The following is a 25,445-nucleotide window of genomic DNA, read 5'->3' as shown; positions in this document are numbered from 1 at the left end:
TGCGGCTAGCGCTTTTCGTCGGGCTCGAGGCCGAAGTAGCCCAGCTCGTACAAGTGCTGCCAGACCCGGCTCACGGGCAGGCCCATCACGGTGTAGAAGTCGCCCTCAATGCGCTCCAGCAAGACCATGCCCAGCCCCTGTGCGCCGTATCCTCCGGCCTTGTCCAGCCCTTCGCCGCTCTGGGCATACCACTCGAGCTCCCACGATCGCAAAGGGCGGAATGTTACCTGGGCCAGAGCCACCTCGCGGTGCAAGAAGCCATCCGGCTTCAGGATGGCAAAGCCCGTGTAGACCGTATGGGTACGACCCGAAAGGCGCCTTAAGAAGGCCTTGTTTTCCTCCAGGTCTTTGGGTTTGCCCAGGGTCTCGCCTTCCAGCGCGACCACCGTATCGGCAGCCAGCACCCAAAGCCCCGGTTGCCAGATGACCCTGGCTTTTTGCGCGGCCAGTTCCTGGGCCATCTGAGCGGGCTCGAGGTGCCTTAGGGCTTCTTCGTCAATATCAGCAGGGCGCGCTTCAAAAGGCAGTGCCAGCCGCTTTAAAAGCTCGGCCCGGCGCGGGCTTTGCGAGGCCAAAATCAAGGTGGGGAGGTTTTTCATAAGCGGCTTCCGGCACGCCAGATGGCCTCTACCTCACGCTGGTAGCGCTGGGCTAAGCTGCTGTCGCGCAAGATCAGCAGGTTTTCGTTGTTGCGGCCAAAACCCGAATTGGTGAAATTGTAACTGCCGGTAACCACCCATTCCCCGTCCACCACCATTACCTTGTGGTGCATGGTGTAGGGGTTGCCGTCTTTGCGCACGTCTATACCGGCCTGCTTTAAGGTTTCGTCCCGAGAATTGGCCAGGTTGCGCGCATCAATCACCACCCGCACCCGAACCCCACGCTGGTGGGCTTTGACCAGCGCCTGGGTGATGCGGGTATCGGTCAGGACATAAGCAGCCACCCAGATTTCCCGGCTGGCGCGCCCCAGCACCTCGAGGATGGCGCCGCGGGCTTCGCGGCCACCGGCGGGGCTGAAGTAGACCGTGCCCAGGGTGTTGCCTATCTGGAAGCGTTCAAAGCGGCCCAGGCCGTTTTCCTGACCGGCAAACAGGGCTTCGAACTCGGCCCGGTACACCTGCACCAGCCCCTCCACAGGAAGCCATAGGCTGTTTTCGTTGTTGCGCTCAAAGGCGTTCCAGGTCAGGTTGGTGCTGCCGGTCCAGACCCCCAGGTTGTCTATGAGTACAAACTTGTGGTGCATCAGGGCGTGGGCGCGGCTGTCATAGCAGACCTGCACCCGCTTTAAGGTTTCGCAGCGGGCCGGATTGTTGCTGCGCACGCCCAGGCTTTCGCGGGTCTCGCGGCGGTAGTCGCTGTCGTTGAGCATTCGCACCTGCACCCCGCGGGCTGCTGCCTGCAGGAGGGCCTGGCCAATTTCGCGGTCTTCGAGCTCGAGCGCAGCCACCTCGACCCGGTTCTGTGCAGTGCTGATCAGGCCAATCAGACGGCCCTTGGCCTCGCGCCCTTGCTGGGGGGCAAAGTACAGCTCGAGGCCCCCGCTGGACTTGTACGCCTGAGGGATCGGGCGCAGGTAGGCGTCCCAGAGCAGATAACCCACCACGCCCAGAAAAAGCAGGAATAGCCAAAGCCGGTCGCCACCAGAGCGGCCCCGGCGGCGGCTTGTTCTGGGGCGGAACAGGCTCCACACAGCCCCAAGCAGATTTAAATTGGCACGACGACGCATAGCAGATGTCTACTGTACAACGCTGGGCAGCTTTTGTTCGTTTGCCGTCGAGGCCAGGGACGTGGGCTACGGGCAGCGCATCCTCAGCTCGAAGTGGTTTTCTGAAACGGCTCTACCGGGATCTACCCTATGCTATGCGAAGAGATATTTCCGACCAGGTGCCGACTAGCACATTTTATTGGACTTGGGTACAATCTCATCATGCCCACGCTTCGGGAAAGGCAAAAGCAGCGCCGTCGAGACCGCATTTTCCGCACCGCCATCAACCTGTTCCGTGAAAAGGGTTTTCACCACACCACAGCCACCGATATTGCCAAGGCTTCCCACGTTTCGCGGGGAACTTTTTTCAACTATTACGCCTATAAAGAGGCTGTGCTGCTCGATTTTGGGGCGCAACAGCTGGGCGAGCTACGCGAACAGGCCCTGGCAGAATTGGCTCAGGGCGAGCCGCCGCTTCAGATCCTGCGCCGCTTGTGGAACCGCCTGGCCGCGCTGAGCGAGCGCGAGCGGGCCTTGCTATCGCCCCTGGCCTACGAGCTTTTGAACCCAGACCCCCAGCGGGCCAAAGCAGCTTTCGAGGCCCTGCCCCTGGGTGACCTGATAGCCGAGATCCTGCGCCCACTAAAAGCACAGGGCCAGCTGCGGCAAGACATGTCGCTCGAGCGCATCTCCCGTTCGATTGCCGATGTGTACCTGCTCTCGGCGTTGCGCTGGGCGGCCTATACCCCAGGGCGACAGCTCTCAGACGAGATGACCAAATTCCTCGACCTGATGTTGGAAGGCGCCCTCGCCAGGGAAACCGGCAAACCCGAGAAGGCCGCGCGAACTGCACAAAAGTCATGACCTGGGTTTGTCTTTGCTGTTATGTACAGCCTGCTGATTCCCACCCCCATTGGCCCCTTATACGCCAGGGCCAGCACCCAGACCTTGCAGTCGCTGGAGCTGCTGGTGCTGGGCGAGGGTCTGCCAGAGCGCCCCAACCCCTTGCTGCACGACCTGGCCCGGCGGGTACAGGGTTATTTTTCCGGCAGGGGCGAGACTTTTTTGCAGGTGCCCCTGGATTATGGGGGCCTCGAGCCAAGGCGGGCAGCTTTGTATGAGGAGGTTCGGCGTATTCCCATGGGCCAGACCCGCAGCTATGCCCAGATGGGGCGCTTGTGTGGCCTTTCCCCCAGGGCGGTGGGGGCGGGTATGCGGGCCTGTCCGTTCTTCCTGGTGGTTCCGGCCCAGCGGGTCATCCACGCCGATGGTCGCCTGGGCGGGTTTGCCGGGCGCGAGGGTGTTAAGGAGTGGTTGCTGCGGTTTGAGGGGGTTGCCTGAAGGGGGCAATTTTTACCAGCAAGGCTTGCGCCGGCTTTTGCCCACGCTTGATGAAGCCAGTTTTTCTGGGTGTACTGCGCCATGAACTGGGAGCTGCGAGGTAGGTTGCTGCGTTTGTTTTTTACCCAACAGGATTGGATTCTTGCGGTCGGGCGGGCCAAGCGCAGCATGCCCGAGTTTGCCGCCCGCCTCAAAGCAGCCGAGAAAGAGGCTGTGGCTAGAGGCGTGCCCCTGCCGTTTGTTTTTCATGCCGCCCTGCGTAGATACCCACAGCCCCAGCCTGCTCTGGTGCGGGGCTACCTGTCGGCTGTGGAGGCCTCCAATAGGCTGCTCTGGGAGGCGATTCAAACGGGCTGGCCGGGCAGGCGGGTGGTTGGGGCAGCAGGGGCTTTTGCGGCTGCCGTGCTGCTGGCCCACGCCGACGACGACCCCCTTTTGCGCCAGGCGGCGCTAAGGCCAATGCGGGTGGCCGTAGAAAAGCGGGAGGCCGACCCCCGGGCCTATGCCCACATTGTGGATCGGGCGCGGGCTTTTGAGGGCAGGCCCACCCTTTTTGCCACCTTTGGCCTGGGCGGTCTGGGGGAGTGGCCCTCGGAGGCCCTCGAGGTGGTGGCGTTGCAGCGCGAACTGCTGGGCCTGCCCAGCCTCGAGGCCGACCTGCAGCGCTTTGCGAAAGGGGCCCGCCCCGGCCCCTTTCTGGCCCCCTATACCCAGTGGGACTGGTTCAAGCTGGCTTTTTTGTTGGGCACCGCCCGCCTGAGTCTGGGGCCCCGCTTGCCGCGCTACGAAACTTCCCTTTAGGCGCCGTAGGGAACCCAGATGTTTTTGACCTGGGTGGCCTGCCGCAGAATCTCCTGGGTGTCGGGCAGCGGGCCGCTATGGGGCAGGGTCCAGGTGCGCTTCATATTGCCAGCGCTGGCCTTTTCCACCAGGGCCCACGCCGCCTGCGGGCCGGCGTACCAGACGGCGTCCACGTCGTCGTGCTCGGCCAGGGTACGGGCTAATTCGTCGCGCTCGCCGGTGACGATGTTAAAGGTTCCGGCAGGGACGTCGGAGGTCTCCAGCACCTGATAAAAATCGGTGGCGCTCAAGGGGGCCAGCGGCGAAGGCACCACCACCAGGGTGTTGCCCATGGCCAGGGCGGTTCCAGCCAGGCGGGCCAGCGCCAGCAGGGGCTGGTCGTCGGGGCAGAGAATGCCCATTACCCCAATCGGTTCCGGGATGGCCAGGGTTACGTTGCGGAGCGGGGTGGGGTGCACCAGGCCCTCGTATTTGTCGGCCCAGGCTGCGGCGGTGAACAGGGCCTCGAGGGCCGCCTCGACCTCGGCCCCTCCATCCTGCCCGGTCTGCTCGCTGAGGCGGCGGGCAAACTCCTCGGCCCGCTCGGAGAGGTTTTCGGCCAGGAAGTAAAGGATCTGGGCCTTGCTGTGTGCAGCGGTTTTGCGCCAGCCCTCCTGGGCTGAGCGGGCGGCTTCCACGGCGTTGCGGATGTCCTTGCGGTTGCCCAGCCCCACCTCGCCCACCAGGCGCCCATCCGGGGCGTACACAGCCTTGCTGTAGCCGCTATCGGGGCGAACCTGCTTACCCCCGATGAAGAGTTTGGCGGTGCGGTCAATGGGGGGGAGGGACTCGGCGCTGGCCCTGGCTGTGAGGCCCCGGGCACTGGACGTTTGGCCCTGGGCGGTACGATGCTGCTCGATTTTCTTGACGTACTCCCACAGCCCCTCTTTGCCCCCCTCGCGCCCAAAGCCCGACTCGCGGTAGCCGCCAAAGCCGCTGGCGGCATCGAAGAGGTTGGTGCTGTTGATCCAGATGGTGCCCGCCTTAATCTGGGTGGCAACGTCGAGGGCCAGGTTGATGTCCTCGCTCCAGATGGAGGCGGCCAGGCCGTAACGGGTGTTGTTGGCCAGCCGGACGGCCTCCTCGGGGGTGCGGAAGGTCAGGGCGGCCAGCACCGGCCCGAAGATCTCTTCCTGGGCGATGGTCGAGGCGGGGGCCACCTCGGTGAAAAGGGTGGGGGGGTAGAAGCAGCCCTCGGCAGGGACAGCCCAGCTCGGTTGCCAGAGTTTGGCCCCTTCCTCTACGCCCTTTTGCACCAACTGCTGGATTTTTTGTAGTTGCACGGGCGCGATGATGGCCCCGATGTCCACCGCCTTGTCCAGCGGATCACCTACCCGCAGTTTTTCCATGCGGGCGCGAAGTTTGGTGTACATATTTTCGGCGATGCCCTCCTGCACCAAGAGCCTCGAGCCCGCACAGCAGACCTGCCCCTGGTTGAACCAGATGGCATCCACCACACCCTCTACGGCGCTGTCGAGGTCGGCATCCTCGAACACCACAAAAGGCGACTTGCCCCCCAGCTCGAGCGAGAGCTTTTTGCCGCTTCCAGCGGTGGCCTTGCGGATGATTCGCCCCACCTCGGTGGAGCCGGTAAAGGCAATTTTGTCGACACCGGGGTGCTCCACCAGGGCTGCACCGGTTTTACCGTCGCCGGTAATGATGTTGACCACGCCCGGCGGAAGGCCGATGTTCTGACAGATTTCTGCAAACAGCAGTGCGGTCAGGGGGGTAAACTCGGCGGGCTTGAGCACCACCGTGTTGCCCATGGCCAGCGCGGGGGCTACCTTCCAGGCCAGCATCAGCAGGGGAAAGTTCCAGGGGATGATCTGCCCCACCACGCCCAATGGCGCATAGCCCGCCAGCTCGCTTTCCATAAGCTGGGCCCAGCCGGCGTGGTAGTAGAAGTGGCGGGCTACCAGGGGAATGTCGATATCGCGGGTCTCGCGGATGGGCTTGCCATTGTCCAGGGTTTCCAGCACGGCAAACAGGCGGGCGTGCTTCTGAATCTGGCGGGCCATGGCATACAGGTAGCGGGCCCGCACATGGCCCTTGGTCTGGCTCCAGCCTGCAAAGGCTTTGCGGGCCGCCTTGACGGCCTCGTCCACGTCGGCGGCGCTGGCCTGGGCCACTTCGGCCAGCTTCTGGGCGGTGGCCGGGTTGATGGTGGTGAACCATTCCTTGCTGGCGGGGTTGCGCCACTTGCCCGCGATGAAAAGCTGAAATTTGCCCTTATGGGCTTTGAGCCAGTCCATGGCGGGCTGGGCAGCCTCGGGGGCGGGGCCGTAGGGGAGGGTTTCCATAATTTCTGTGAGGGTCATGGGTGGCTCCTGGATTTGATAGTGCAATATGGCTCTGGGCCGACCACGCTCGAGTTTTGCGCGCCGCTGCTTTTATCCCAGCGGCTGGTACTGCATGGAGGCATAGCGCCCGTAAGCGAAGTGCTCGAGCTGCCGTTCGATGTCGTTCAGAAGGGCGCTGGCCCCAATCCGGAAGAGGTGGGGCTGCATCCATTCGTGGCCGAGTTCTTCTTTCATCAGGATGAGCCAGTCCAGGGCCTGCTTGGCGGTGCGGATGCCCCCGGCGGGCTTGAAGCCTACTTTGTAGCCGGTCTGCTGGTAGAAAGTCCGGATGGCCCGAACCATCACTAGGCTGTTTTGCAGGGTGGCATTAACGGCTTCTTTGCCGGTGGAGGTTTTGATGAAATCGGAGCCGGCCTGCATGCAGACCATGCTGGCTTTATAGATATTCTTGAAGGTACCCAGCTCGCCCACCGCCAGGATGCTTTTCATGTGGGCCGGGCCGCAGGCCTCGCGGAAGTCACGCACCTCCTGGTAGAGGGCCTTCCAGTTGCCCAGGAGGACATGGCGGCGCGAGATGACGATGTCTATTTCGCTGGCCCCAGCCGCTACCGAGGCCTCAATTTCTTGCAGCTTGAGGCGGTGCGGATTGAGGCCCGCCGGGAACCCCGTCGAAACCGCAGCCACCGGGATGCCGGAGCCCTCGAGGGCAGCTACCGCAGTGGGCACCATTTCGTGATAAACGCAGACTGCGCCGGTGGTGAGCCGCAGGTGAGGCACACCCAGATCCCGCAGGAGCTCTGGGCGTACCGGCTGGCGGGCTTTGGCGCACAGGCGTCGCACCGTGCCGGGGGTGTCGTCGCCCGAGAGGGTGGTGAGGTCTATGGTTTTGATGGCGTGAAGAAGCCAGGCCGCCTGCCACTCCTTCTTGACGGTACGGCGGGTGGGCAGAGTGGCGGCCCGACGCTCAACGGCGCTCTTGTTGACCAGAGCGCCCTCGAGCACACCGGGATCGAAGGGGGTGCCGGGGTTGCGTTCCGGCAGTGGATGGGCTTGAGGTATGGTTGCGGTTGCCATAAGTGGGCCTCGTAGGGCTCGAGTACAGCCGATTATAGCTTAGCGCCAGCCAGCCTGTAGGGTTCGGAGATAACGCCTGTGAAGAGTGCGATAAGCTGGTGCTGAAAACCAGCATGGGTTGTTGCCCGGTGGCTACGACTCGAGCTGTAACAGTCGCGCTGGGACATTCGATCCACCCCAACCTGCCATGCTGGTGCTGGGTACAACAGTTTGGGTGCGGTCAAAGCTGTGGGAGGTGAGCATGGAAACCCTGGAAGCTGCACAATGTCCGGTCTGTAGCGAGCTGATCGAGGTGCCCAACCCCTGGGTGGGCCTCGAGGTGGAGTGTCCCGAATGCGGCGAGGTGCTGCGGGTGGTCGAGGTGCATCCGCTCAAGTTTTACTACGCCTTCGACCCCGACGACGAGCCCCTGCCCGACGAGTAGCAGCGGGCCCCGGGGTGCAGGAGGCCGCGCAAGGGATGCTTGCTCAGGCGGGCCCCAGCACAATAATCACATCGTAACCCCTGGGCTCGAGGCGAATGCGGGTTTGCAGGGGCAGGTGGAGCAGATCGGCGTAATCTTTGGCCAGCAAGAACGCCGGGGATTCACGCCCCACCACCGAAACCCCGCTGCGCACCAGAACCATGCTCGAGCCCCCTACCTCCCCCACCTGCACGTCGGGCGCGGGAATGCCCATTTCTATAAAGCCCTGGCGGTAACGCTCACCCAGCCTAGTACCGCTCTGGTCGAGCAAAAGGCTTTTGAGACCCAGGGCCTCGGCCTGCACCAGCCGGGCCATCGCCTCGGCATCGGAGGCGTGGCCCAGGAGCCCGGCGGTAAAGGAAGACATGGCGGCCTGGTCGAGGATCAGGTAGTTGCCCTCCTCCAGCGTGGGCAGGGTAGCGCTCCTCAGGCTCAGGCTACGCAGGCTGGGCAGCAGCCGCAGGGCTTCGCTGGCGGGAAGGCTGGTCTCGAGGGAGTCCCATACCGCGCTGGCAACCCCCGGCAGGCGCGGCCAGTAGCGGGGGCTTTGGGCCTTGCGGAGGGCCAGCCCCATCACCTCCTTAATGCGATCCAGCCGGCCCAGGTCGGAGCCTTCCCAGCGGCGAAAGCGCATGTACTTAACGGCATCTTTGCCGTCGAGGTGCACGGGCCCTGCCGGAAAATCTATGTACAGCCCGGCGGCCCGGTCGGTGTACTTCATGGGATAGGGCAGCACCACATCCACCCCGTCCACCGCATTCACCAGCTTCATCACGGCTTCAAAGGTTAGAATCAGGTAATGCTGCACCGGTACACCCAGCAGGTCTTCTACTGCTAGGCGCAGGGCATCGGCCCCACCCCCTCGCTCGTAGACGGCGTTAATCTTGCCCTCGAAGTAGCCTGCTGGCGTTTCGCCGCTGTAGCGCAAATCGCGGGGAATGGCCACCACGGTGGCCTCCGAGCCGCGCAAGCGCATATAAAAGATGGTATCGGTGCGTAGCCCCGGTCCGCAGGGGGTATGGTAGCCGCAGTATTCGGTGTCGCGGGCTGCGACCACCAGACTGAGCTCTTCGGGAGGGCTGCCTCCCTGGTATTCGCCAAACAGCCCAGCCCGCACTTCCTGAAGCGCAGGCCCATAGGCCAGGGCCCCGGCCAGGGCCAGCAGGGCCAGCCCCAGAAAAATTAGTGAAAAGCGTGGCCCAGCCCGGTGGTAAGCCAACGACCCCGATTTGCTGTGGGGGGGTCTGTGCGGTTGCGCCATGACCACTAGATTACAAAATTGAACGGCCTATGGCCTTCCCGGCTGGGCCACATAGCAGGTTATACCGGATTCAAAAAGATAATCTTCAAACAAAAAGCGCTAAGAGGCTATCTTTTTGAATCCTAGAGCACTCCCTTCGGTCGGGTTAGTTCGTCACCGTTCGGTGACGAACTAACCGAATCTGGTATTAGAGGCATGGTGGGCTATGGCTCATCTGGCGCTGCTCGCAGCGCTTGATAGGCGGCCCAGGTGCGCGGGTGGGGCTCGATGCCCTTTTTCTGCAGATACCGGACTTTGCAGATCACGGCTTTCTGGTAGGCCTCCTCGAGCTGCCCCGCCAGCGCCATTTCGCGGATCTCCTGATTGACCCCGCGGCCCGGCTCGGAGACATCGGCGATGTAGAGCGCCATGCCGATTTTATGTTCGGGATCAACCCCGTAGACGTGGCCCTCGATGGCCTCGAGCACCTCTTGATCCTCGATGCCCCATTCCTGGGCCAGTCGTCGGCCCGCCCGCCCATGCAGGGCCAGGGGATTCTGACGCTCGATATCGTTTTCGGGTGGAGCAAGCTGCTGCAGGCGTTCGGCGCTGAGGTCGCGCGCCGCGTCGTGCAGGATTGCTGCCAAATAAGCTTTCTCCTGGTCAAGCCCGTTGGCTGCGGCAATCTGGGCGGCCAACTCGGCTACCCGCAGAATATGTTCGTAGCGCTCAGGTTTGACCAGCTGGCGCACCTTTTCAGCGTAATCAACGACAGAGCTTGTGCTTATCAATCTAAGCCTCCGCCGAGGGCGGGAGCAGGTTTGGAAACTCCTGCCCATCCGCAAAAGAGAGCCTACCACATTTTTGGAAGTTTCCAGCAAGCGCCCCCACTGGGGCCGCGAGGCCGCGACAAGCACTTGAAACAATTGGCCATAGCCGCTATAGTTGTCAGTTGGCTGGGTCAAAAGGCCCGAGCCGTTTGGTTGGATTGCACCTGCATCCCGGACGGCTAACTGGAGAGTGTGGTCATGTACGCAATCATTAAATCCGGTGGTAAACAGTACCGCGCAGAAGCGGGCAGCAAGCTGCGTGTGGAGAAGCTCGAGGCCAACCCCGGCGATACCGTGGAGTTCGACGCCCTGATGCTGGGTGGCGAGAAGACTGTGATTGGCAGCCCCACCGTACCCGGCGCCAAGGTGGTGGCCGAGGTGCTCGAGCACGGCAAAGGCAAAAAGGTAGTGGTGGCCAAATTCAAGGCCAAAGTCCAGTACCGCCGTCGGCGGGGCCACCGCCAGCCCTACACCGAGATTGTGGTGAAGGAGATTCGCGCTTAGCTGATAGCCGATAGCTTTTAGCCATCTGCTATGAGCTATCGGCGCCCTGAAGGAGCTCACTATGGCACACAAGAAAGGTCTGGGTTCAACCAAAAACGGGCGCGACAGCCAAGCCAAGCGCCTGGGGGTCAAGCGTTTCGAGGGCCAGGTGGTCAAGGCGGGTAACGTGCTGGTGCGCCAGCGTGGTACCAAGTTCCGCGCCGGTGCGGGCGTGGGCCAGGGCCGCGACTACACCCTGTTTGCGCTCATTGACGGCGTGGTGGAGTTTGCCGACAAGGGCCGCATGGGCCGCTTCGTGCGGGTCAAGCCCCTGGAAGTAGCACAGGCGGGCGACTAACCAGAATTTGCCCCGAAGGCGGAAGCCTGTGCTTCTGGCCTTCGTTTTTTTTGGTGAAGGATTTATGTTCAGAGATGTGCTCGAGATTAGCGTGACCGCCGGACGTGGGGGTGACGGCTGTATTAGCTTTTGGCGTGAAAAATATATCGCCAAAGGTGGCCCTGATGGGGGCGACGGGGGCGATGGAGGCTCGATTATCCTGCGCGCCCTGGGCCAGGTGGACTCGCTTTCCAACCTTTCCAAGCGGGTGTACAAAGCCGAGAACGGCCAGCACGGGATGGGCAAAGGGCTGTTTGGTAAGTCGGGCAAAGACCTGGTTATCGAGGTGCCGCGAGGAACCCGGGTCTACGATGCCGAGACCGGCGAACTGCTGGCCGACCTGATTGAGGAGGGCCAGACCCTGGTGGCTGCCCGAGGGGGGCGGGGAGGCTGGGGTAATACCCGTTTCGTGACCCCTACCCGGCAGGCCCCCCGGTTTGCCGAAGCCGGCGAGGAAGGACAGAAGCGCAGACTGCGCCTCGAGCTGATGCTTCTGGCCGATGTGGGGCTGGTGGGCTACCCCAACGCCGGCAAGAGCAGCCTTCTGGCGGCCTTGACCCATGCCCATCCCAAAATTGCCAGCTATCCTTTTACTACCCTTTCGCCCAACCTGGGGGTAATTGAGCGCGACCTCGAGCGCATCACCATGGCCGACATCCCTGGCATCATCGAGGGGGCCGCCCAGGGCCGGGGCCTGGGGCTGGAGTTCCTACGCCACATCGCCCGGACTAGAGTTCTCTTGTACGTGCTCGATGGCACCGACCAGCCGGTGCAGACCCTGCACACCCTCCGGGCCGAACTGCGGGCTTACAACCCCGAGCTCTTAGGGCGCCAGGCCCTGATTGCCCTCAATAAAATAGACCTGCTGACCCCAGAAGAGGTGCAGACCCTGGTGGGCGAGCTGAGCCAGACGGGCCTGCCGGTGCTGCCCATCTCTACCCAGACCCGCGCGGGGTTGTCCGAGCTGGTAGAGGCCCTGTTTGCCCTGGTGCAGGCCGCGCCCAAACCCATCATGGAACAGCCCAGGCCCAGGCCCGAGGCCCCCGATTACATCAAGGTGACCCAGGTAGAAGAAGGGGTGTTTGAGCTCGAGGCCCCCCAGGTGCAGCGCCACCTGGATCGTCTTAAGGGCGACCTTATGGAGGCTGCGGGCTACCTGCAAGAACTGTTCAAGCGCTACCGGGTGGAGCAGGCCCTTAAAGCCCACGGGGTGCGGGCGGGGGATACCGTGCGCTTTGGGCAGCACGAGTTCGAGTACATCCCCGAGGTCAGGTAGCCTGTCCTGCCCACTTGTGTACAATAAGGACGAATGGTCAAAGCCATTGATACCCAAACACTCATCCGCCAGATCAAAGAAGCCCTGGAAGACAAGAAGGCCGAGAATGTGGTGGCGCTGGACCTGACCGCTGTCTCCGACTCGCTCGACTACTTTGTAATTGCCACCGGAACCTCCCAACCCCACCTGCAAGCCCTCGAGCGGGCCGTGCGGGAAAAACTACAGGAAGAAGAAGGTATCCGGGCCAACAAGGTCGAAGGCCCCAGCCCACGCTGGGTGCTCCTGGACTATGGCCCGGTGCTGGTGCACCTGATGAGTGCCGAGGCCCGTGAGTACTACGACCTGGAAGGCTTCTGGGCTGACGCAAAGCGAATTTAGAGCACATTGACCCCCTACCACCTTGATGGCTGTGCCCTGCACAGCACAGTTGCCCCCCGGATGGGAGGCAACGTCTGTGAAGGGTGCGATAACGCCAACAACACATCTGACGCCCCACCTCCTGCTTGAGGCGGTTGTGTGGGGCCTCGGCAGCATGTGCCCTCCCTAAAAAACAGCCCTGGTGTGTTGTGGTTGCACGGTGTGCCGGCGGGGCTACCACGCCAGGGGTATACCAGGAAACTTTGTGCACGCGGCCAAAGACAGGCCGCGACAAAGGCAACTACTTGGCTTTGGGCGTGCTGGAGGGGTTGGCCTGCACAGGTCGGTAGTTGCGGATGGGGCCAAAGATAAACTTGTTGAACACGATGTAAGCCGCCAGATAAGCCCCCATCTGTACCCAGAAGTTGTTGAACAGCGTAACCCCACTGCCGCCCAGGATGGTCATGAGCAGGGTTAGCGGCATGACCACAATAAAAGCCCGCAGGAGCAGACTGGGGAATATACGCAGCATGTCCCGGCCCGAGAGCGGTACGCGCTGCTGTGTTTTGCGTTTGAGCTTTTCTTCCCGACGCTTCTTACCCATGCCTCCAAGTTTAAGCCCTGGGCTTGGTGGGGACAAAGGGCCTTTCGCACAAAGTGTGATGCAAAACCCCCAGACCCCCCGTGTCCTGTTTTTTGTCTGCAGCGTTAAGCTACAGCCATGCGCCACCTCTGGGAAGAACTCTGTGCCCTGCCCCACCGGGGGAGCGCCACGGCTTGCGAGGCCCTGGCAGCCCGGAAAATTAAAGCCTACCTCGAGCAGACCAGCCCCCGCACTGCGGAGGATCCCGAATATCAGGTGGAAGTGCAGCCCTTTATGGCCCCGCGCAGCTATGGCCCTGAGCTCATCCTGATCAGCCTGTTGCTGGCCCTGGGAGGCTGGCTGGGGCTTTGGTGGCTGGCCCTGGTGGGCGCCCTCGGCTTCTGGGCGCATTTTTCGGGCTGGTGGGTACCCTGGCGGAAGCTTTTTGACCGCTACCCCTCGCAAAATGTGCTGGCCCAGACTGGACAGGGCCGCAAGACCCTGGCTTTGATGGCCCACTACGATACGGCCAAGACCTTTTTCCTCTACCACCCCAAACGGGTACGGTTTTTTCGCCACAACTTTCTGATTAATGCAGCGCTGGCTACGCTGCTGCCCTTGGGGGCTTTGTGGACAGGGGTTTCGCAGCTACTGGGCCTGTATTTTCTGGTACAGGCAGTGCTTCTGGCTTTGCGTGAACTGGGCGCGCCTTATGTCAATGGAGCCAACGACAACGCGACAGGAGTGGCGGTGGCGGTGGCCTTGTTCGAGGAGCTGCGCCGGGATCCCCTACCCGACCACCGGGTGGTGCTGGCCCTTACAGGCAGCGAGGAGGTTGGAGCAAAGGGGGCCGAGTTCCTGGTGCGCTCGGGGCGAATCCCACCCGATGCCCTGGTGCTTAACATCGACAACGTGGGTCAGGGCGAGCTGTTTTATGCCACCGGCGAGGGGATGCTGATCTACCATGCCTATCGGGGGGCCCTGCTCGAGCGGGCCAAGGCCACCCCAGGCGCGCAACCTTTGGCCTATCGCCTGGCCTACTTCGATACCCGCCCTTTTGCCGCAAGAAAAATCCCCTGCCTGACGCTTATTCGTTTGAAGAACGGGATACCACCCAACTGGCACTGGCCTACCGACCGGCCCGATGGGGTCGACTGGGAGGCAGTGCAGGAAACCCTGTTTTATGCCCGTACACTGGTGCGCCAGCTGGTTTGAGCAGAACCGGCCCGGAGGCTGGGTTAGCCTGGGTATTGACATTCGGGATGGCTACCTGAAATTTGACCCATGGATTGCCAGCGGGGGCTCGAGCTACAAGGACTGGTACCGCGACCTGCCAGGTTACCGCGAGACCAGCAAGCTGATGAACCTTCCCTCGCTGGCTCATCCGGGCTCCAACCGCTTTAAGTAAGATTTTCCCCTGGACTGCCCAATCGGTAGGGCCAAACCAGCTACCGATTGATTGCTGGCCGGGCCTGCCCGAAGACCAGAGGGTGTAGACTTGAACAGGTTCAGGCTACAAAGAGGACTATAATCTGCTAGTGCTGCGGATCCTACTGGCGACCCAAAACCCTCACGATGACCCGCTTATTCAGCGAAGCCTCGAGGGTTTGCGGGCAGAGTGGCATACGGCCAGAGACCTGCCCACGCTCCAGCAGCTTCTGAGTAAAGGGGCCTGCGATGTGGTAATTCTCTGTGCCGGGCCAGGGTATGGCCTGGAGGCGCTGCGCCTTGTAAAAACTTTTGCCCCCGATACCCCGGTGGTCGCGCTGGTGCCCGCCGAGTTCGAGGCCCTGGCGCTGGTGGAAGCAGCACCCACCTTGACCGAGTTTGTGAGCGCCTCGAGGCTTCCCCACGGCCTGCAAGAAGCGTTGGACAAGCTCCTCGAGCGCAAGCGCCGCTGGGAACTTTTCGAGTCGGTACCGGTGGGCCTGTACCGCTCGACGCCGGACGGGCATATCCTCGAGGCCAACTCCACCCTCTGCACCATGCTGGGCTACAGCCGAGAAGAGCTTTTGGGCCTGAATGCCCGGGCGCTGTACCTCGAGGTCGCAGAGCGCGAACAACTTATTCAGCAGGCCGCTAAATCCGGCTTGATGCTGGCCCAGCGCATTCGCCTGCGGCGCAAGGATGGCCAGGTGCTGTGGGTGCAGGCGTACTCCCTTCCGGTGCGGGATAGCCGCGGGCAGGTGCTCTATTTCGAGGGCAGTTTAATTGACATCAGCGAGCAAGCCCGGCTGGAGGAGCGCTTCCGGGCCCTGGTGGAGAATACTTCCGACCTTATATACCTGATGGACGAAGCCGGCACCATGCGCTACGTCAGCCCCAATGTGGGGCAGGTGCTGGGCTACAACCCCGAAGGCTATTTGCACCAGCCGATAAATATCCTCGACTTCGTGCACCCCGACGACCGCCCCTATGCCGAGGCCGCGCTCGAGTACATGGTGCACCACCCCGGCGAGACCCGCGAGTACCGTGTGCGCATCCTGGATGCCTCTGGGGAAGACCGCCATGCGCGCATCTGGGGGCGCAACCTGCTGCACCACCCCGCGGTGCGGGGCATTGTGCTCAACGTGCGCGACATCACCGAGGAAGACCGGCTCCGGCGCTCGCTGGAGCAGGAAAAAAGCCGCTTCAAGGCCATGGTGGAAGCACTTTCGGGGGTGGTGTTCCAGGTGGAATTCCTACCGGGAGAGCCCGGCCGGCTGCTTTATGTCAGCCCCCAGGCCCAGACAATCCTGGGCCACGCCCCCGAGGCCCTGCTGCACAACCCCTCTTTGTGGTGGGACAACATCCACCCCGAAGATCGGGCCAGCCTGCCCAACAATGCGGGCACCCCTGGCGAGGTTAAGGTGCTGCGCTACCGCTACCGCCACGGCCAGAGCGGGCGGTGGATCTGGCTCCAGGAGCAGCGGGTGGCCGCCCCAGAAGGCCAGCTCCTGACCGGTTTTGCCTACGACGCCACCGCCGAAATTGAGGCCCAGCGCGCCCTGGCCGAGCAGGAAGCCCTCTTCCGCACCCTCTCCGAGACCGCACCCGCCCTCACCCTGATGTGGCAGGAGGATCGTCTGGTTTTTGCCAACCTCGAGGCCAAGCGCATCACGGGCTACTCGCTGGAGGAAATCAAAAGCCGCCCGATCTGGGAGTTTATACACCCCCTCGACCGGGAGATGGTGCGCGCCCGCGGCCAGACCCGCTTGCGGGGCGAGGAGGTGGAGGGCCGCTACCGCTTCCGCATCCAGACCAAAAGCGGCCAGACGCGCTGGCTGGACTACTCGGCGGCCCGCGTAGACTTGGGGGGGCATCCAGCGGTTCTGGGTGTGGGCTTCGACGTTACCGAGGCCCAGGAGCGCCAGCTCGACCTCGAGGCGGTGGTTCGGCTTTCCGAGGCCCTGCGCCGCTCCGACGACCTCAAGGAGATGCTCCAGGCCGCCCTGGACGAGACGCTGGCCCTCCTGGAGACCCCTGTGGGCAGCATACTGCTCTACGACCCCGAGACCCACGCCCTGGAGGAGATGGCCAGCCAGGGCTGGTTGCTCAAAATCCCCACCCCGCCGGTCGCCCGGGAAGAAAGCATAACCGGCTGGGTGCTGCTGCAGGGGATGCTCTACCAGAGCCGCGAGTTTGCCGCCGACCCCAGGGTGCGCCCGGGCATCCGCCACCTGGTACCACCCGGCTGGGGTGGGGTGGTGCTGCCCCTGCGGGCGGGAAGCTTGCGGGTGGGCGTGCTCACGCTGGCGGTGGCCCACCCCCGCGAGCTTAGCGCGCGCGAAGTGCAGCGCCTGGAGCTTATGGGCGAGGTGATTGGCAACGCGGTGCGCCGGGCCTCGCTGCGACGCAAGCTCGAGGCGCGTGTGGGCCAGCTCGAGGCCTTACGCACCGTTGACCAGGCCATCAATTCCAGCCTGGACCTGCGCCTGGCCCTGGGGGTCTTGTGCGACCAGCTTATGCGACTGTCCCTGGATGCGGTCGCGGTGCTGCTGTACCGCAAGGAAAGCCACCGGCTCGAGCCGGTTGTGGCCCGCGGCTTCCACTCTCCCTTTGCGGAGATCCACCGCTACAGCATTCCGCTGGGGCAGGGGCACGCGGGCCGGGCCGCCCTGGAGCGGAGGCCGGTGGTGGTAGACGACCTTAGCCGCGACCCTGGCTTCGATCCCGAGTTCACCCTGCGCGAGGGCTTTTTGGCCATGCGGGCCTGGCCCCTGCTGGCCAAGGGGGAGCTGCTGGGGGCGTTGGTGGCCTTCACCCGTGGCCCCTGGGAGCTCTCGGGCGAGGAGGAGGAGGTTTTGCAGGCCATGGTCACCCAGGGGGCCATCGCCATCGAGAACAGCCAGCTCTTCGAGAATTTGCAACGGGCCAAGCTCGAGCTGGAAGTGGCCTACGACCTGACCCTTATGGGCTGGGCCCAGGCGGTGGAGCTGCGCGACCAGGAGACCGCCGGCCATACCCAGCGCGTTACCGAACTGACGGTGAAGCTGGCCCGCAAGCTGGGGTTGTCGGAAGAAGACATCGAACACCTGCGGCGCGGGGCCATCCTGCACGATGTGGGCAAGCTGGGCGTGCCCGACGCCGTGCTGCTCAAGCCTGGCCAGCTCAACGAGGAGGAGTGGGCGCTCATGCGCAAGCACCCCACCCTGGCCTATCAGTGGCTCTCGGGTATTCCCTTCCTGCGCAAGGCCCTGGCCATCCCCTATGCCCACCACGAGCGCTGGGACGGCTCGGGCTACCCGCGGGGGCTCCAGGGCGAGGCCATCCCCCTCGAGGCCCGTATCTTTGCGGTGATCGACGTCTACGACGCCCTCACCTCCGACCGGCCTTACCGCCAGGCCTGGCCAAAGGAGAAAGCCCTGGACTACATCCGCGAGCAAAGCGGGAAGCAGTTTGACCCCCGGGTGGTGGAGGCCTTCATCGAGCTCATCGACCAGGACATGCACTCCGCTGAGCCCCCTGGTTAAGCGTTTTGGCTTGTTCATTTAAGGGGGATGAGGCCGGGCAGGTATTCTATACTCATGGGCGTGGATTTCAGATGGACACCGACCGTGCGGCCAGGCCGGTATGGATACCAGGCACTCATCGCAATAGCGGCTGGGTCGCGGTGGTTGGTGGACTCGAGCACAATCCACCCCGTCAAGTGTGGACACAAGGGAGCCTTCAGATGAGTACCACCCAAACCCCCACTCCCATCGCTGAAATGCTGCGCAGCATGGTGCAGGCTCGAGCCTCCGATATTCACCTACAGGCCGGTGCGCCCCCTACCGTTCGCATAGATGGCAAACTCAAGCCCTTTGGCAACAAGGTTCTCTCGCCGAGCGACATCGAGGCCATTGTTCGAAGCCTGCTCAACCCCGTGCAGCTCGAGGAGCTCGAGTACAAAAAAGAGATGGATTTTGCCTACACCGTGCCGGGCTTGGCGCGGTTTCGCTGCAACCTGCTGCACCAGCGTGGCAGCTTTGGGCTGGTAATGCGGGTAGTGGCCGAAACCATCCCCAGCTTTGAGGCCCTGGGGCTACCCCGCCCGGTGATGGAAGAGCTGGCCTGCAAGGAACGCGGCCTGGTGCTGGTTACCGGCCCCACCGGCTCGGGCAAGTCCACCACCCTGGCCGCCCTGATTGACCACATCAACCTGCACTACCCCAAAAACATCGTCACCATCGAAGACCCCATCGAGTTTTTGCACAAGCACAAGAAAAGCCTGGTGGTGCAGCGCGAGGTGGGAGTAGACACCGACTCGTTTAGCTCGGGCCTCAAGTACGCCATGCGGCAAGACCCGGACGTGATTCTGATTGGCGAGATGCGCGACCGCGAAACGGTGGAAGCGGCCATTATGGCAGCCCAGACCGGTCATCTGGTTTTTTCCACCCTGCATACCCTGGATGCGGCGCGCACCATTAACCGCATCATCGACTTCTTCCCCCTGCACGAACACCAGCAAATTCGCATCCTCCTGGCCGAGTCGCTCCTGGGCATCATCTCGCAACGCCTGCTGTCGCGCGCCGACGGCCACGGCCGTGTGCTGGCCCTGGAAATTCTGCTGGCCACCCCCTTTGTGCGCGACCTCATCAAGGATGAGAACAAGACCTCTCAAATAAAGGACGCCATGCTACAGGACAACCTGCGGGGCATGCAAACCTTCGACCAGCACCTGGTCGAGCTTTACAACCAGGGATACATCAGCCTCGAGGACGCCGAGGGTTCGGCCACCAGCCCGCACGAACTCCGGCTCATGCTGACCAAGGCCACCGGACGGTCTTTTTAGTCGGCATAATCCCCAGAGCCTCTCATACCGGATTCAAAAAGATAATCTTCAAACAAAAAGCGCTAAGAGGCTATCTTTTTGAATCCTAGAGCACTCCCTTCGGTCGGGTTAGTTCGTCACCGTTCGGTGACGAACTAACCGAATCTGGTATCACATCGGGGCAGGCCAAAGCCGACCGGATGCCAGGGCAGCTCCTGGCGCAGCTTCGGGTGGGGCCCCAGCAAAAAGACATTTCTTACGAGGGGGCCTTGCTACCTGGCGATCTGTTGAATGGCCTCTACCGCCTGGGGGTTCTCGAGGGCCGATAAGTCGCCAGGGTTCTGGCCCAGAAAAGCCGCGCGGATCACCCGGCGCATCACCTTGGCGTTGCGGGTTTTGGGCAGGTCGGGCACGAACAGTATGCGTTCGGGTTTGAGGGCCTTGCCCAGGCGGTGTGCGATGGTCTCAGCGATGGCTTGCTCGAGCTCGGGGCTGGGGGCCTGCCCGCTTCGCAAGACCACAAACACCACTGCGGCCTCGCCCTTTACCGGGTGGGGAATGCCGATGGCCGCGGCTTCTTTTACGGCGGGGTGCTCCACCGCGGCGCTTTCGTACTCGGCAGGCCCTACCCGTTTGCCGGCAATCTTGAGGGTGTCGTCGCTGCGGCCCTGGATGACCCAGTGGCCTTCCCGATCCAAAATGGCCCAGTCGCCGTGTACCCAGATGTTTTCGAAGCGGCTCCAGTAGGCCTCCAGGTAGCGCTCGGGGGCTTTCCAGAAACCTTTGGTCTGGCCCGGCCAGGGGGCCAGCACGGCCAGCTCACCCACCTCGTCCCGTACCGGCTGGCCCGTGCTGTCGAGTACCTCGGCGTGCATGCCCGGTACGGCGGTGTTGAAGCCCATGGGCTTGATGGGCCGCCAGGCCGTACAGCCCAGGATGCCGCCGCCGATCTCGGTGCCGCCCGAGTAGTTGATGATGGGGATACGGCCCTGCCCCACAGTTTTGAAGAACCAGAGATAGGGCTCCAGGTTCCACGGCTCGCCGGTGGAGCCCAGCATACGCAGGCTGGATAGGTCGTGCCTGCGAACAAATTCGTCCCCCAGGGGCATCAAAGCCCGCACCAGGGTAGGGGAGAGGCCCAGGTGGGTAACCCGGTGCCGCTCGCAGATGGCCCACAGCCGGCCTGCATCGGGGTAGTCGGGGGCCCCTTCATAGAGCAGCACCGTACCGCCAATGGTCAGGCTGCCCAGAATCGCCCAGGGCCCCATCATCCAGCCCATATCGGTAAACCAGAACAAGGTTTCGTGTGGGCGCAGATCAAACAGGTGGGCCATATCCTGTGCGGCTTTAATGGGAAAGCCGGCGTGGTAGTGCACGGTGCCCTTGGGTTTGCCGGTGGTGCCGGAGGTGTAGATCAGCATGAAGGGATCCATGCTGTCCATAGGCTCGTAAGGTGCGGCTGTAGGCTGGGCTAAAACGATCTGATCCCAGGCCAGCTCGTTTTGGGCCAGGGCCACGTCCCCAAAGCGGCGCACCACCAGGAGCTTCTCTACGCTGGGCGATAGGGCGGCTGCGCTGCGGGCGTTGTCCAGCAGGCCCACCCGACCACCCCGGCGATAAAAGCCATCGGCGGTGATGAGCAGTCTGGCCTCGGCATCCTGCAGCCGGGTAGCGGCGGCCTCGGCGGCGTAGCCCGAGAAGATGGGAACGATAATTGCCCCGACCTGGGCCACCGCCAAAGCGCTAATGGCGGTCTCGGGCAGCATGGGCAAAAAAAGGCCCACCCGGTCGCCTTTCTGCAACCCCAACGACTTAAGCGCATGGGCAGCCTGGGCCACGGCGGCCTCGAGCTCGCCATAGCTTAGCCGTACCACTGCCCCGTCCTCACCTTCCCACAGAAGGGCAGGGTCGGCTGGCCGGGTTCTGGCATGGTGCAGGGCGTTGTGGGCTAAATTGAGCTGCCCCCCCACAAACCAGCGGGGCCACTGCGGCCCCTGGGCGATGTCCAGCATCTGCCGATAAGGGCTAAACCACTCAATGCCCAAAAGCTTCAGGGTGGCTTCCCAAAAAGCCTCGGGCTGCTGGATGCTAAAGTCATAAAGCGCTTCATAGCTACCCAGGTTCAGGTGCTTGAGCAGGGCTTCAATATGGCTGCCGTGCTTGTACGCGTCGGATGGAAACCAGATGGGTTCGCTCATAACGGGCCTCACTTTGCTTGCCTATAGTTTATCGGCAGAAGCTCTATCGCACCCTTCACAGACGTTGCCTCCCATCCGGGAGGCAACTGTGCTGTGCAGGACAAAGCAATCGAGTTTTGAGCGGCTCAATTGTTGTGAAGAGCGCTCTGATGCGCCCACCAACACCCTGAAAGCATTTTGTGCGGACTTGTTGGGAGGCGTTCTTGATGGGTGCTTTTCGTTGAGGCCCCCACCTGCAGCAGGCGGTTTTGACCAACAAAATTGCGCTGAGTAGCGCAGCGCGCATTTGAGAGACACCGTTCACACGGTTTTTGTGGGCAGCGGCTTCTAGCGCTTGCGAAACAAGCCAAACAGCCCCTTGCCCCTGGAAGGCTTCTCTTCCGGGGAGCTTTTGCTGGGGGTAGCCTCGGTCTGGGTGTTGCCCTGCACGACCTGGAGAAAGGCTTTGGGGGTGGCCCGGAGGGCGGGGTCTTTGGCCAGGAGGTTGCGTACAATCCGGTCGAGGTGGGGTGGAAGGTTGGTGGGGGGCGGCAGGCGGTGCAGGTGGGCGTGGGAGATTTCTTCCAGGGTTTCGCCCACAAAGGGCCGCTTGCCAGCCAGCAGCTCAAAGGCCATTACCCCAAACGAATAGGCGTCCGAAGCGGGGGTGGCTGGTTCCCCCAGAAATAGCTCGGGGGCCATGTAGAAGGGGCTTCCGGCCCGTTCCAGGGGTTTGGGGTTTTCGCGGGTCTTGGCTACGCCAAAGTCGCCGAGTTTGAAGAGCGTGCCAGCGATAAAAATGTTGGACGGTTTGACGTCCTGGTGGATGATGCCGCGGTCGTGGAGGTAAATGAGCGCATGGGCAATTTGACACAAGCACTCGAGGGCTTCTTCGCGGCTAAGGGGGCCTTTTTTGAGCCTGTCCTCGAGGGTGCCTTCCTCGAAGTACTCCAGCGCCAGAAAGGCCCCTTCCCCCTCAGGGCGGCCCGAAAGCCCCCGCACCAGGTTGGCGTGGTTCAGCGTAAGCGACAGGGCAACCTCCTGGGCAAAACGCTCGGTGAGGGCCCGGTCGGTGCGCACCTCGCGGCGCGGCACCTTGAGGGCCACTTTGGTGCCGTCGGGGGCATGGGCCAGATACACCTGGGACGATCGCCCCAGGCCCAGGAGCATCTCGAGCTTATAGTGTTGTCGGGTCAGTCGGCGATAGTCCATGAGGTTGTGGCTAATTGCAACAAAGGGCCTGTTACGAAAGCGTTATGTGTTCACCTGGTTGAAGGGCCTGGCCCCCCACCCCCAGCAGGCCGGCCCGCTGGACAAAGGCCGCACCGTCCTGGGCAATGGGGGGAAAGGTGTTGTAGTGCACGGGTAAAACTTGTTTGGCGCGGGTTAGCTCGAGGGCTTTTAGCGCATCGTCTGGCCCCATGGTGAAATGGTCGCCAATGGGCAAAATAGCCAGGTCGGGGCTGTACTGGGCGACCAGGGCCATATCGCTAAAAAGGGCGGTATCGCCAGCGTTGTAAATGCGCTTGCCGCCGAGCTCGAGCACAAAGCCCTGGGCTAGCCCACCATAGGTGCCATCCGGGAACGACGAGGAGTGCCAGGCCGGAAACCACTTGAGCCAGCCGCCTTTAAACTTATAGGTACCGCCCAGATTCATACCCACCCCCTTAGCACCCTGCTTTTCGGCGTAGCTGACAATCTCGAAGTTGGAGATGATGGGGGCTCCGGTGCGCTGGCTGATGGCCACGCTGTCGCCGTAGTGGTCGCCGTGGGCATGGGTAAGCACAATCAGGTCGGCGGCTACCTGGTTGGCTGCCAGGGCTGCTTTGGGGTTGCCGGTAAGGAAGGGGTCTACCACGATGCGGGTGGTGCCATCGCTAATGAGCAGCGCCGAATGTCCCAGATAGCGTACCTCGAGCATAGTTCCACCTCCGACAGTTACTAGTATATGTCCGAAGCTGTGTTTGGGCCTGCTGAACCAGCCTGGCCGGGGTTGGTGATGGGGGTCAGCCCTGGGTAAGGCGCTCTAAAACCCGCTCCACATTGCGCTCGAAGGCGGCTTCGGCCAGGCGCCCCAGGGCCCGTCCGCCCCATTTTTCGCCCTGGGGCAAGGTGGCGTGGATGCGAAGGGTGAGCTGGTAGACCAGGCCCCCCTCGACCACCTCGCCGTGGCCCTCGAGCTCGGCCCAGAAGGCCGGGGGGTCGGGGAGGCGCAGGGCCTCGAGGCGAGCCGTTATGCCCTGTGGGTGAATACGGCTCTGGAAAGGAAAATGGATTTCTCCAAACAGCGGGGCCTCGGCCACCAGATAGCCCTGGAGGGTGGTATCCGTGCGGGTCAGTTCGCCAAAAGGGGGTTTGCCAGCAAACACCCGCTCGGGCTGGAGCAGCCGCTCAGGGGGTTCTGCCAGCCGTAGGTTGAAAGACTTTTCCAGTACCATCAGTTGACCCACTCGATGCGTAGCTGCCCGGCCTGGGCTAGTTGCTCGATTTCCTCATCGGATACGTTACGCAGGCGTGCAAGATGGCCGAACTCGGGGGTGGCTGAGGCCAGCCCGACCCGTACCACCAGCACCTCCTCACCCTCGGCCTTACCAATGCGCCAGACCAGATAGTTTCCCAGCCGTTCGAGTAGGTCGTCCATGCCACTAGGGTATCGGTTGGTGGGGCCTGGGTAAAGAGAGGCAGGCAACCAAGGGTAAACTAAGCGGGTGGAAGCGATTGTGTTGGCCGGAGGCTATGCCAGCGATCCCCTAGCGCAAAAGTTTGGCGTGGCCAGCAAAACCCTGGTGCCCTACCGGGGCCGTCCGCTGGTGGAGTACACCCTCGAGGCCCTGACGCAGGCCGGGTTGGAGGTAATTTTGGTGGGGCCGCCCGTGCCCCTGAGCCCTCCACCCAGGGTAGCCCTGCCCGACCAGGGCAGCCTGATTGCCAACCTCGAGGCGGGAATTAATGCCGTCGAGGGCGACAAGGTGCTGGTCGCTACCGGCGACATGCCGTTTTTGCGCCAGGAAGCTGTACGCTGGGTGCTGGAAAACGCGCCCCAGGCGGGTTTCGTTTATACCATCATTGCCAAAGCAACCATTGAGCAGCGCTTCCCTGGGATGCGCCGCACCTATGCCCGGGTTCGCGAGGGCTACTTTACCGGGGGTAATCTGGTCATCATCGACAAAAAACTCTTTTTTACAGCCCTGCCTTTGCTCAGGCGGGCCCTGGAGCTGCGTAAAAAACCCCTGGCGCTGGCCCAGATGATTGGCTTTGCAACCCTGCTTAAGGTGCTTTTGGGTCAGGCCGATATTGCCGGGCTCGAGGCCAGGGTCTCGCAAATTATCGGGGTTCCGGCCAGAGCGCTCATTACCCCTTATGCCGAGGTGGGCGTGGACATCGACAAAGTAGAGGATTTGCAGTGGCTCGAGCCATAGCCCGCAAACACTCCGTACCACGGCCCAGGCTGTGCCGGAGGTGATGGTGCACCCGCGCAAACCCTGTGGCCTCAGGTTCTGCTGTAGACACCCCTTGGGCCGGTGTAGACTAGAAGCCAGATGCGAACTGTTCGTGACTTACGCCTGGCGGGTCTAATTGCTTATCTCGCAGCCCTGATTGCAGGGCTGGTTGTTTCGGGGCTTATACACCTGGCTTTGGGTGGGCGAGGCCGCTTTGGGTGGGAGGGCTTTAACTTTTTTGGTGTCCTCGAGGGGCTGGCTTTCTTGCTGGTTTTTACCCTCAGCCTTTTGCTTGCCAAAAAAGCGGTCAAAGTAACCACCACCACCCTGCTTTCTGCTGGTATTTTGGCCCCCACCTCGGCCCGCAAGCTGGCCAGGCCGGTGCCGGTTATCACCGCGCTACAATCCTTCGAGGGCAATATTGCTGTTTTGCTCGAGGCCGGGCATCCGGTGGGCGTTATCGGCATCGCCGACTCACTGGTGCCCTGGGACGAGGCCCCGGTGGTTTCTGGCGATACCGCCGCAGGTGAGCTGGGTTCGCTGTTCCGCCAGCACCCGATTGTGTTTGTGGCCGATGGCGATACCGTGCACGGCATGATTACGCGCGAGCGCTACTTCAAATACCTGGGTGCCAAGTAGGGCCAGGTGCTGCAAGCGCAAAACATTGGTCGGTGGGGGCTGCGCCAGCGACCTTCAAAAGCTTTGCT

26 protein-coding genes are annotated in these 25,445 nt (G+C 62.6%); 14 read left to right on the top strand and 12 right to left on the bottom strand.

Annotation, left to right across the window (positions count from 1 at the left end; all coding sequences use genetic code 11):
* Positions 1–5 precede the first annotated feature (5 nt).
* Positions 6–599 carry a Maf family protein gene (locus Q355_RS0100480; protein WP_027875964.1) on the bottom strand — a complete coding sequence of 198 codons (594 nt, stop codon included), beginning with the start codon at positions 597–599 and terminating at the stop codon, positions 6–8.
* The gene (locus Q355_RS0100475) at positions 596–1,726 is read right to left on the bottom strand and encodes a phospholipase D-like domain-containing protein (protein WP_245597435.1); all 1,131 of its coding nucleotides are present in this window, start codon (positions 1,724–1,726) and stop codon (positions 596–598) included. The genes Q355_RS0100480 and Q355_RS0100475 overlap by 4 nt, the downstream gene beginning before the upstream one ends.
* Positions 1,727–1,927: 201 nt before the next feature.
* Here Q355_RS0100475 and Q355_RS0100470 point away from each other — a divergent pair, with 201 nt between their 5' ends.
* From Q355_RS0100470 to Q355_RS0100460, 3 genes are all read left to right on the top strand, one after another.
* Positions 1,928–2,569, top strand: coding sequence for a TetR/AcrR family transcriptional regulator (locus tag Q355_RS0100470; protein WP_027875962.1), 642 nt, complete (start codon positions 1,928–1,930; stop codon positions 2,567–2,569).
* Positions 2,570–2,590: 21 nt separating this feature from the next.
* Positions 2,591–3,046 carry a methylated-DNA--[protein]-cysteine S-methyltransferase gene (locus tag Q355_RS0100465; RefSeq protein WP_036258357.1) on the top strand — a complete coding sequence of 152 codons (456 nt, stop codon included), beginning with the start codon at positions 2,591–2,593 and terminating at the stop codon, positions 3,044–3,046.
* Positions 3,047–3,127: 81 nt separating this feature from the next.
* Positions 3,128–3,847 (top strand): hypothetical protein, encoded by a 720-nt coding sequence (locus Q355_RS0100460; RefSeq protein WP_027875960.1) that lies wholly within the window; start codon positions 3,128–3,130, stop codon positions 3,845–3,847.
* Here Q355_RS0100460 and Q355_RS0100455 read toward each other — a convergent pair.
* Positions 3,844–6,204, bottom strand: coding sequence for an aldehyde dehydrogenase family protein (locus tag Q355_RS0100455; protein ID WP_027875959.1), 2,361 nt, complete (start codon positions 6,202–6,204; stop codon positions 3,844–3,846). The two genes, Q355_RS0100460 and Q355_RS0100455, sit on opposite strands and share 4 nt — an antisense overlap.
* Before the next feature lie 72 nt (positions 6,205–6,276).
* Entirely contained in the window at positions 6,277–7,260 is a 984-nt protein-coding gene (gene deoC / locus Q355_RS0100450) for a deoxyribose-phosphate aldolase (protein ID WP_027875958.1), read from the bottom strand.
* A gap of 241 nt (positions 7,261–7,501) precedes the next feature.
* Here deoC and Q355_RS0100445 point away from each other — a divergent pair, with 241 nt between their 5' ends.
* On the top strand, positions 7,502–7,684 hold the full coding sequence (locus Q355_RS0100445) for a hypothetical protein (RefSeq protein ID WP_027875957.1): 183 nt from the start codon (positions 7,502–7,504) through the stop codon (positions 7,682–7,684).
* 43 nt (positions 7,685–7,727) lie between these two features.
* On the opposite strand, the gene Q355_RS0100440 is transcribed toward Q355_RS0100445, so the two are convergent.
* A complete protein-coding gene (locus Q355_RS0100440; RefSeq protein WP_051529242.1) occupies positions 7,728–8,984 on the bottom strand; it encodes an LCP family protein in 1,257 nt (418 codons plus the stop codon).
* 203 nt (positions 8,985–9,187) lie between these two features.
* On the bottom strand, positions 9,188–9,754 hold the full coding sequence (yqeK, locus tag Q355_RS0100435) for a bis(5'-nucleosyl)-tetraphosphatase (symmetrical) YqeK (RefSeq protein ID WP_027875955.1): 567 nt from the start codon (positions 9,752–9,754) through the stop codon (positions 9,188–9,190).
* A gap of 237 nt (positions 9,755–9,991) precedes the next feature.
* Here yqeK and rplU point away from each other — a divergent pair, with 237 nt between their 5' ends.
* From rplU to rsfS, 4 genes are all read left to right on the top strand, one after another.
* On the top strand, positions 9,992–10,297 hold the full coding sequence (gene rplU / locus Q355_RS0100430) for a 50S ribosomal protein L21 (protein WP_027875954.1): 306 nt from the start codon (positions 9,992–9,994) through the stop codon (positions 10,295–10,297).
* Between the two features lie 61 nt (positions 10,298–10,358).
* Positions 10,359–10,634, top strand: coding sequence for a 50S ribosomal protein L27 (gene rpmA / locus Q355_RS0100425; protein WP_027875953.1), 276 nt, complete (start codon positions 10,359–10,361; stop codon positions 10,632–10,634).
* A 64-nt stretch (positions 10,635–10,698) separates the two neighbouring features.
* Positions 10,699–11,949 carry a GTPase ObgE gene (gene obgE / locus Q355_RS0100420; RefSeq protein ID WP_027875952.1) on the top strand — a complete coding sequence of 417 codons (1,251 nt, stop codon included), beginning with the start codon at positions 10,699–10,701 and terminating at the stop codon, positions 11,947–11,949.
* A gap of 33 nt (positions 11,950–11,982) precedes the next feature.
* Complete coding sequence (gene rsfS, locus Q355_RS0100415) at positions 11,983–12,327, top strand: ribosome silencing factor (RefSeq protein ID WP_027875951.1); 345 nt, start codon at positions 11,983–11,985, stop codon at positions 12,325–12,327.
* A gap of 280 nt (positions 12,328–12,607) precedes the next feature.
* On the opposite strand, the gene Q355_RS0100410 is transcribed toward rsfS, so the two are convergent.
* On the bottom strand, positions 12,608–12,910 hold the full coding sequence (locus Q355_RS0100410) for a hypothetical protein (RefSeq protein ID WP_027875950.1): 303 nt from the start codon (positions 12,908–12,910) through the stop codon (positions 12,608–12,610).
* Positions 12,911–13,027: 117 nt separating this feature from the next.
* On the opposite strand from Q355_RS0100410, the gene Q355_RS0100405 reads away from it, so the two are divergent.
* The 4 genes from Q355_RS0100405 (at position 13,028) to Q355_RS0100390 (ending at position 19,142) form a co-directional block, all read left to right on the top strand.
* Positions 13,028–14,104, top strand: coding sequence for a M28 family metallopeptidase (locus tag Q355_RS0100405; RefSeq protein WP_027875949.1), 1,077 nt, complete (start codon positions 13,028–13,030; stop codon positions 14,102–14,104).
* Positions 14,073–14,297, top strand: coding sequence for a DUF4842 domain-containing protein (locus tag Q355_RS0100400; protein ID WP_027875948.1), 225 nt, complete (start codon positions 14,073–14,075; stop codon positions 14,295–14,297). Before Q355_RS0100405 ends, Q355_RS0100400 begins: the two co-directional genes overlap by 32 nt.
* A 130-nt stretch (positions 14,298–14,427) precedes the next feature.
* Positions 14,428–17,841, top strand: coding sequence for a PAS domain S-box protein (locus tag Q355_RS0100395; RefSeq protein ID WP_084495967.1), 3,414 nt, complete (start codon positions 14,428–14,430; stop codon positions 17,839–17,841).
* A 200-nt stretch (positions 17,842–18,041) separates the two neighbouring features.
* Positions 18,042–19,142 (top strand): type IV pilus twitching motility protein PilT, encoded by a 1,101-nt coding sequence (locus Q355_RS0100390; protein ID WP_027875946.1) that lies wholly within the window; start codon positions 18,042–18,044, stop codon positions 19,140–19,142.
* 251 nt (positions 19,143–19,393) lie between these two features.
* On the opposite strand, the gene Q355_RS0100385 is transcribed toward Q355_RS0100390, so the two are convergent.
* The 5 genes from Q355_RS0100385 to Q355_RS0100365 form a co-directional block, all read right to left on the bottom strand.
* A complete protein-coding gene (locus Q355_RS0100385) occupies positions 19,394–21,319 on the bottom strand; it encodes an AMP-binding protein (protein ID WP_027875945.1) in 1,926 nt (641 codons plus the stop codon).
* 327 nt (positions 21,320–21,646) lie between these two features.
* Positions 21,647–22,510: a serine/threonine-protein kinase gene (locus Q355_RS0100380; protein ID WP_027875944.1), complete on the bottom strand. Its 864-nt coding sequence runs from the start codon at positions 22,508–22,510 to the stop codon at positions 21,647–21,649.
* A 31-nt stretch (positions 22,511–22,541) separates the two neighbouring features.
* Positions 22,542–23,219 (bottom strand): metal-dependent hydrolase, encoded by a 678-nt coding sequence (locus tag Q355_RS0100375; RefSeq protein ID WP_027875943.1) that lies wholly within the window; start codon positions 23,217–23,219, stop codon positions 22,542–22,544.
* Positions 23,220–23,304: 85 nt separating this feature from the next.
* Positions 23,305–23,736: a DUF3809 family protein gene (locus tag Q355_RS0100370; RefSeq protein WP_027875942.1), complete on the bottom strand. Its 432-nt coding sequence runs from the start codon at positions 23,734–23,736 to the stop codon at positions 23,305–23,307.
* Positions 23,736–23,939, bottom strand: a complete 204-nt coding sequence (locus Q355_RS0100365) for a DUF3248 domain-containing protein (RefSeq protein WP_027875941.1) — start codon at positions 23,937–23,939, stop codon at positions 23,736–23,738. Before Q355_RS0100365 ends, Q355_RS0100370 begins: the two co-directional genes overlap by 1 nt.
* Before the next feature lie 67 nt (positions 23,940–24,006).
* Here Q355_RS0100365 and Q355_RS0100360 point away from each other — a divergent pair, with 67 nt between their 5' ends.
* The gene (locus Q355_RS0100360; protein WP_027875940.1) at positions 24,007–24,717 is read left to right on the top strand and encodes an NTP transferase domain-containing protein; all 711 of its coding nucleotides are present in this window, start codon (positions 24,007–24,009) and stop codon (positions 24,715–24,717) included.
* A 120-nt stretch (positions 24,718–24,837) separates the two neighbouring features.
* On the top strand, positions 24,838–25,377 hold the full coding sequence (locus tag Q355_RS0100355) for a hypothetical protein (protein ID WP_027875939.1): 540 nt from the start codon (positions 24,838–24,840) through the stop codon (positions 25,375–25,377).
* Positions 25,378–25,445: the final 68 nt, after the last annotated feature.

The organism is Meiothermus cerbereus DSM 11376 (genome assembly GCF_000620065.1).
GTDB classification, from domain to species: Bacteria; Deinococcota; Deinococci; order Deinococcales; family Thermaceae; genus Meiothermus; species Meiothermus cerbereus.
The sequence above is the reverse complement of the archived record's forward strand: the minus strand, read 5'-3'. Positions and strand labels throughout refer to the sequence as shown.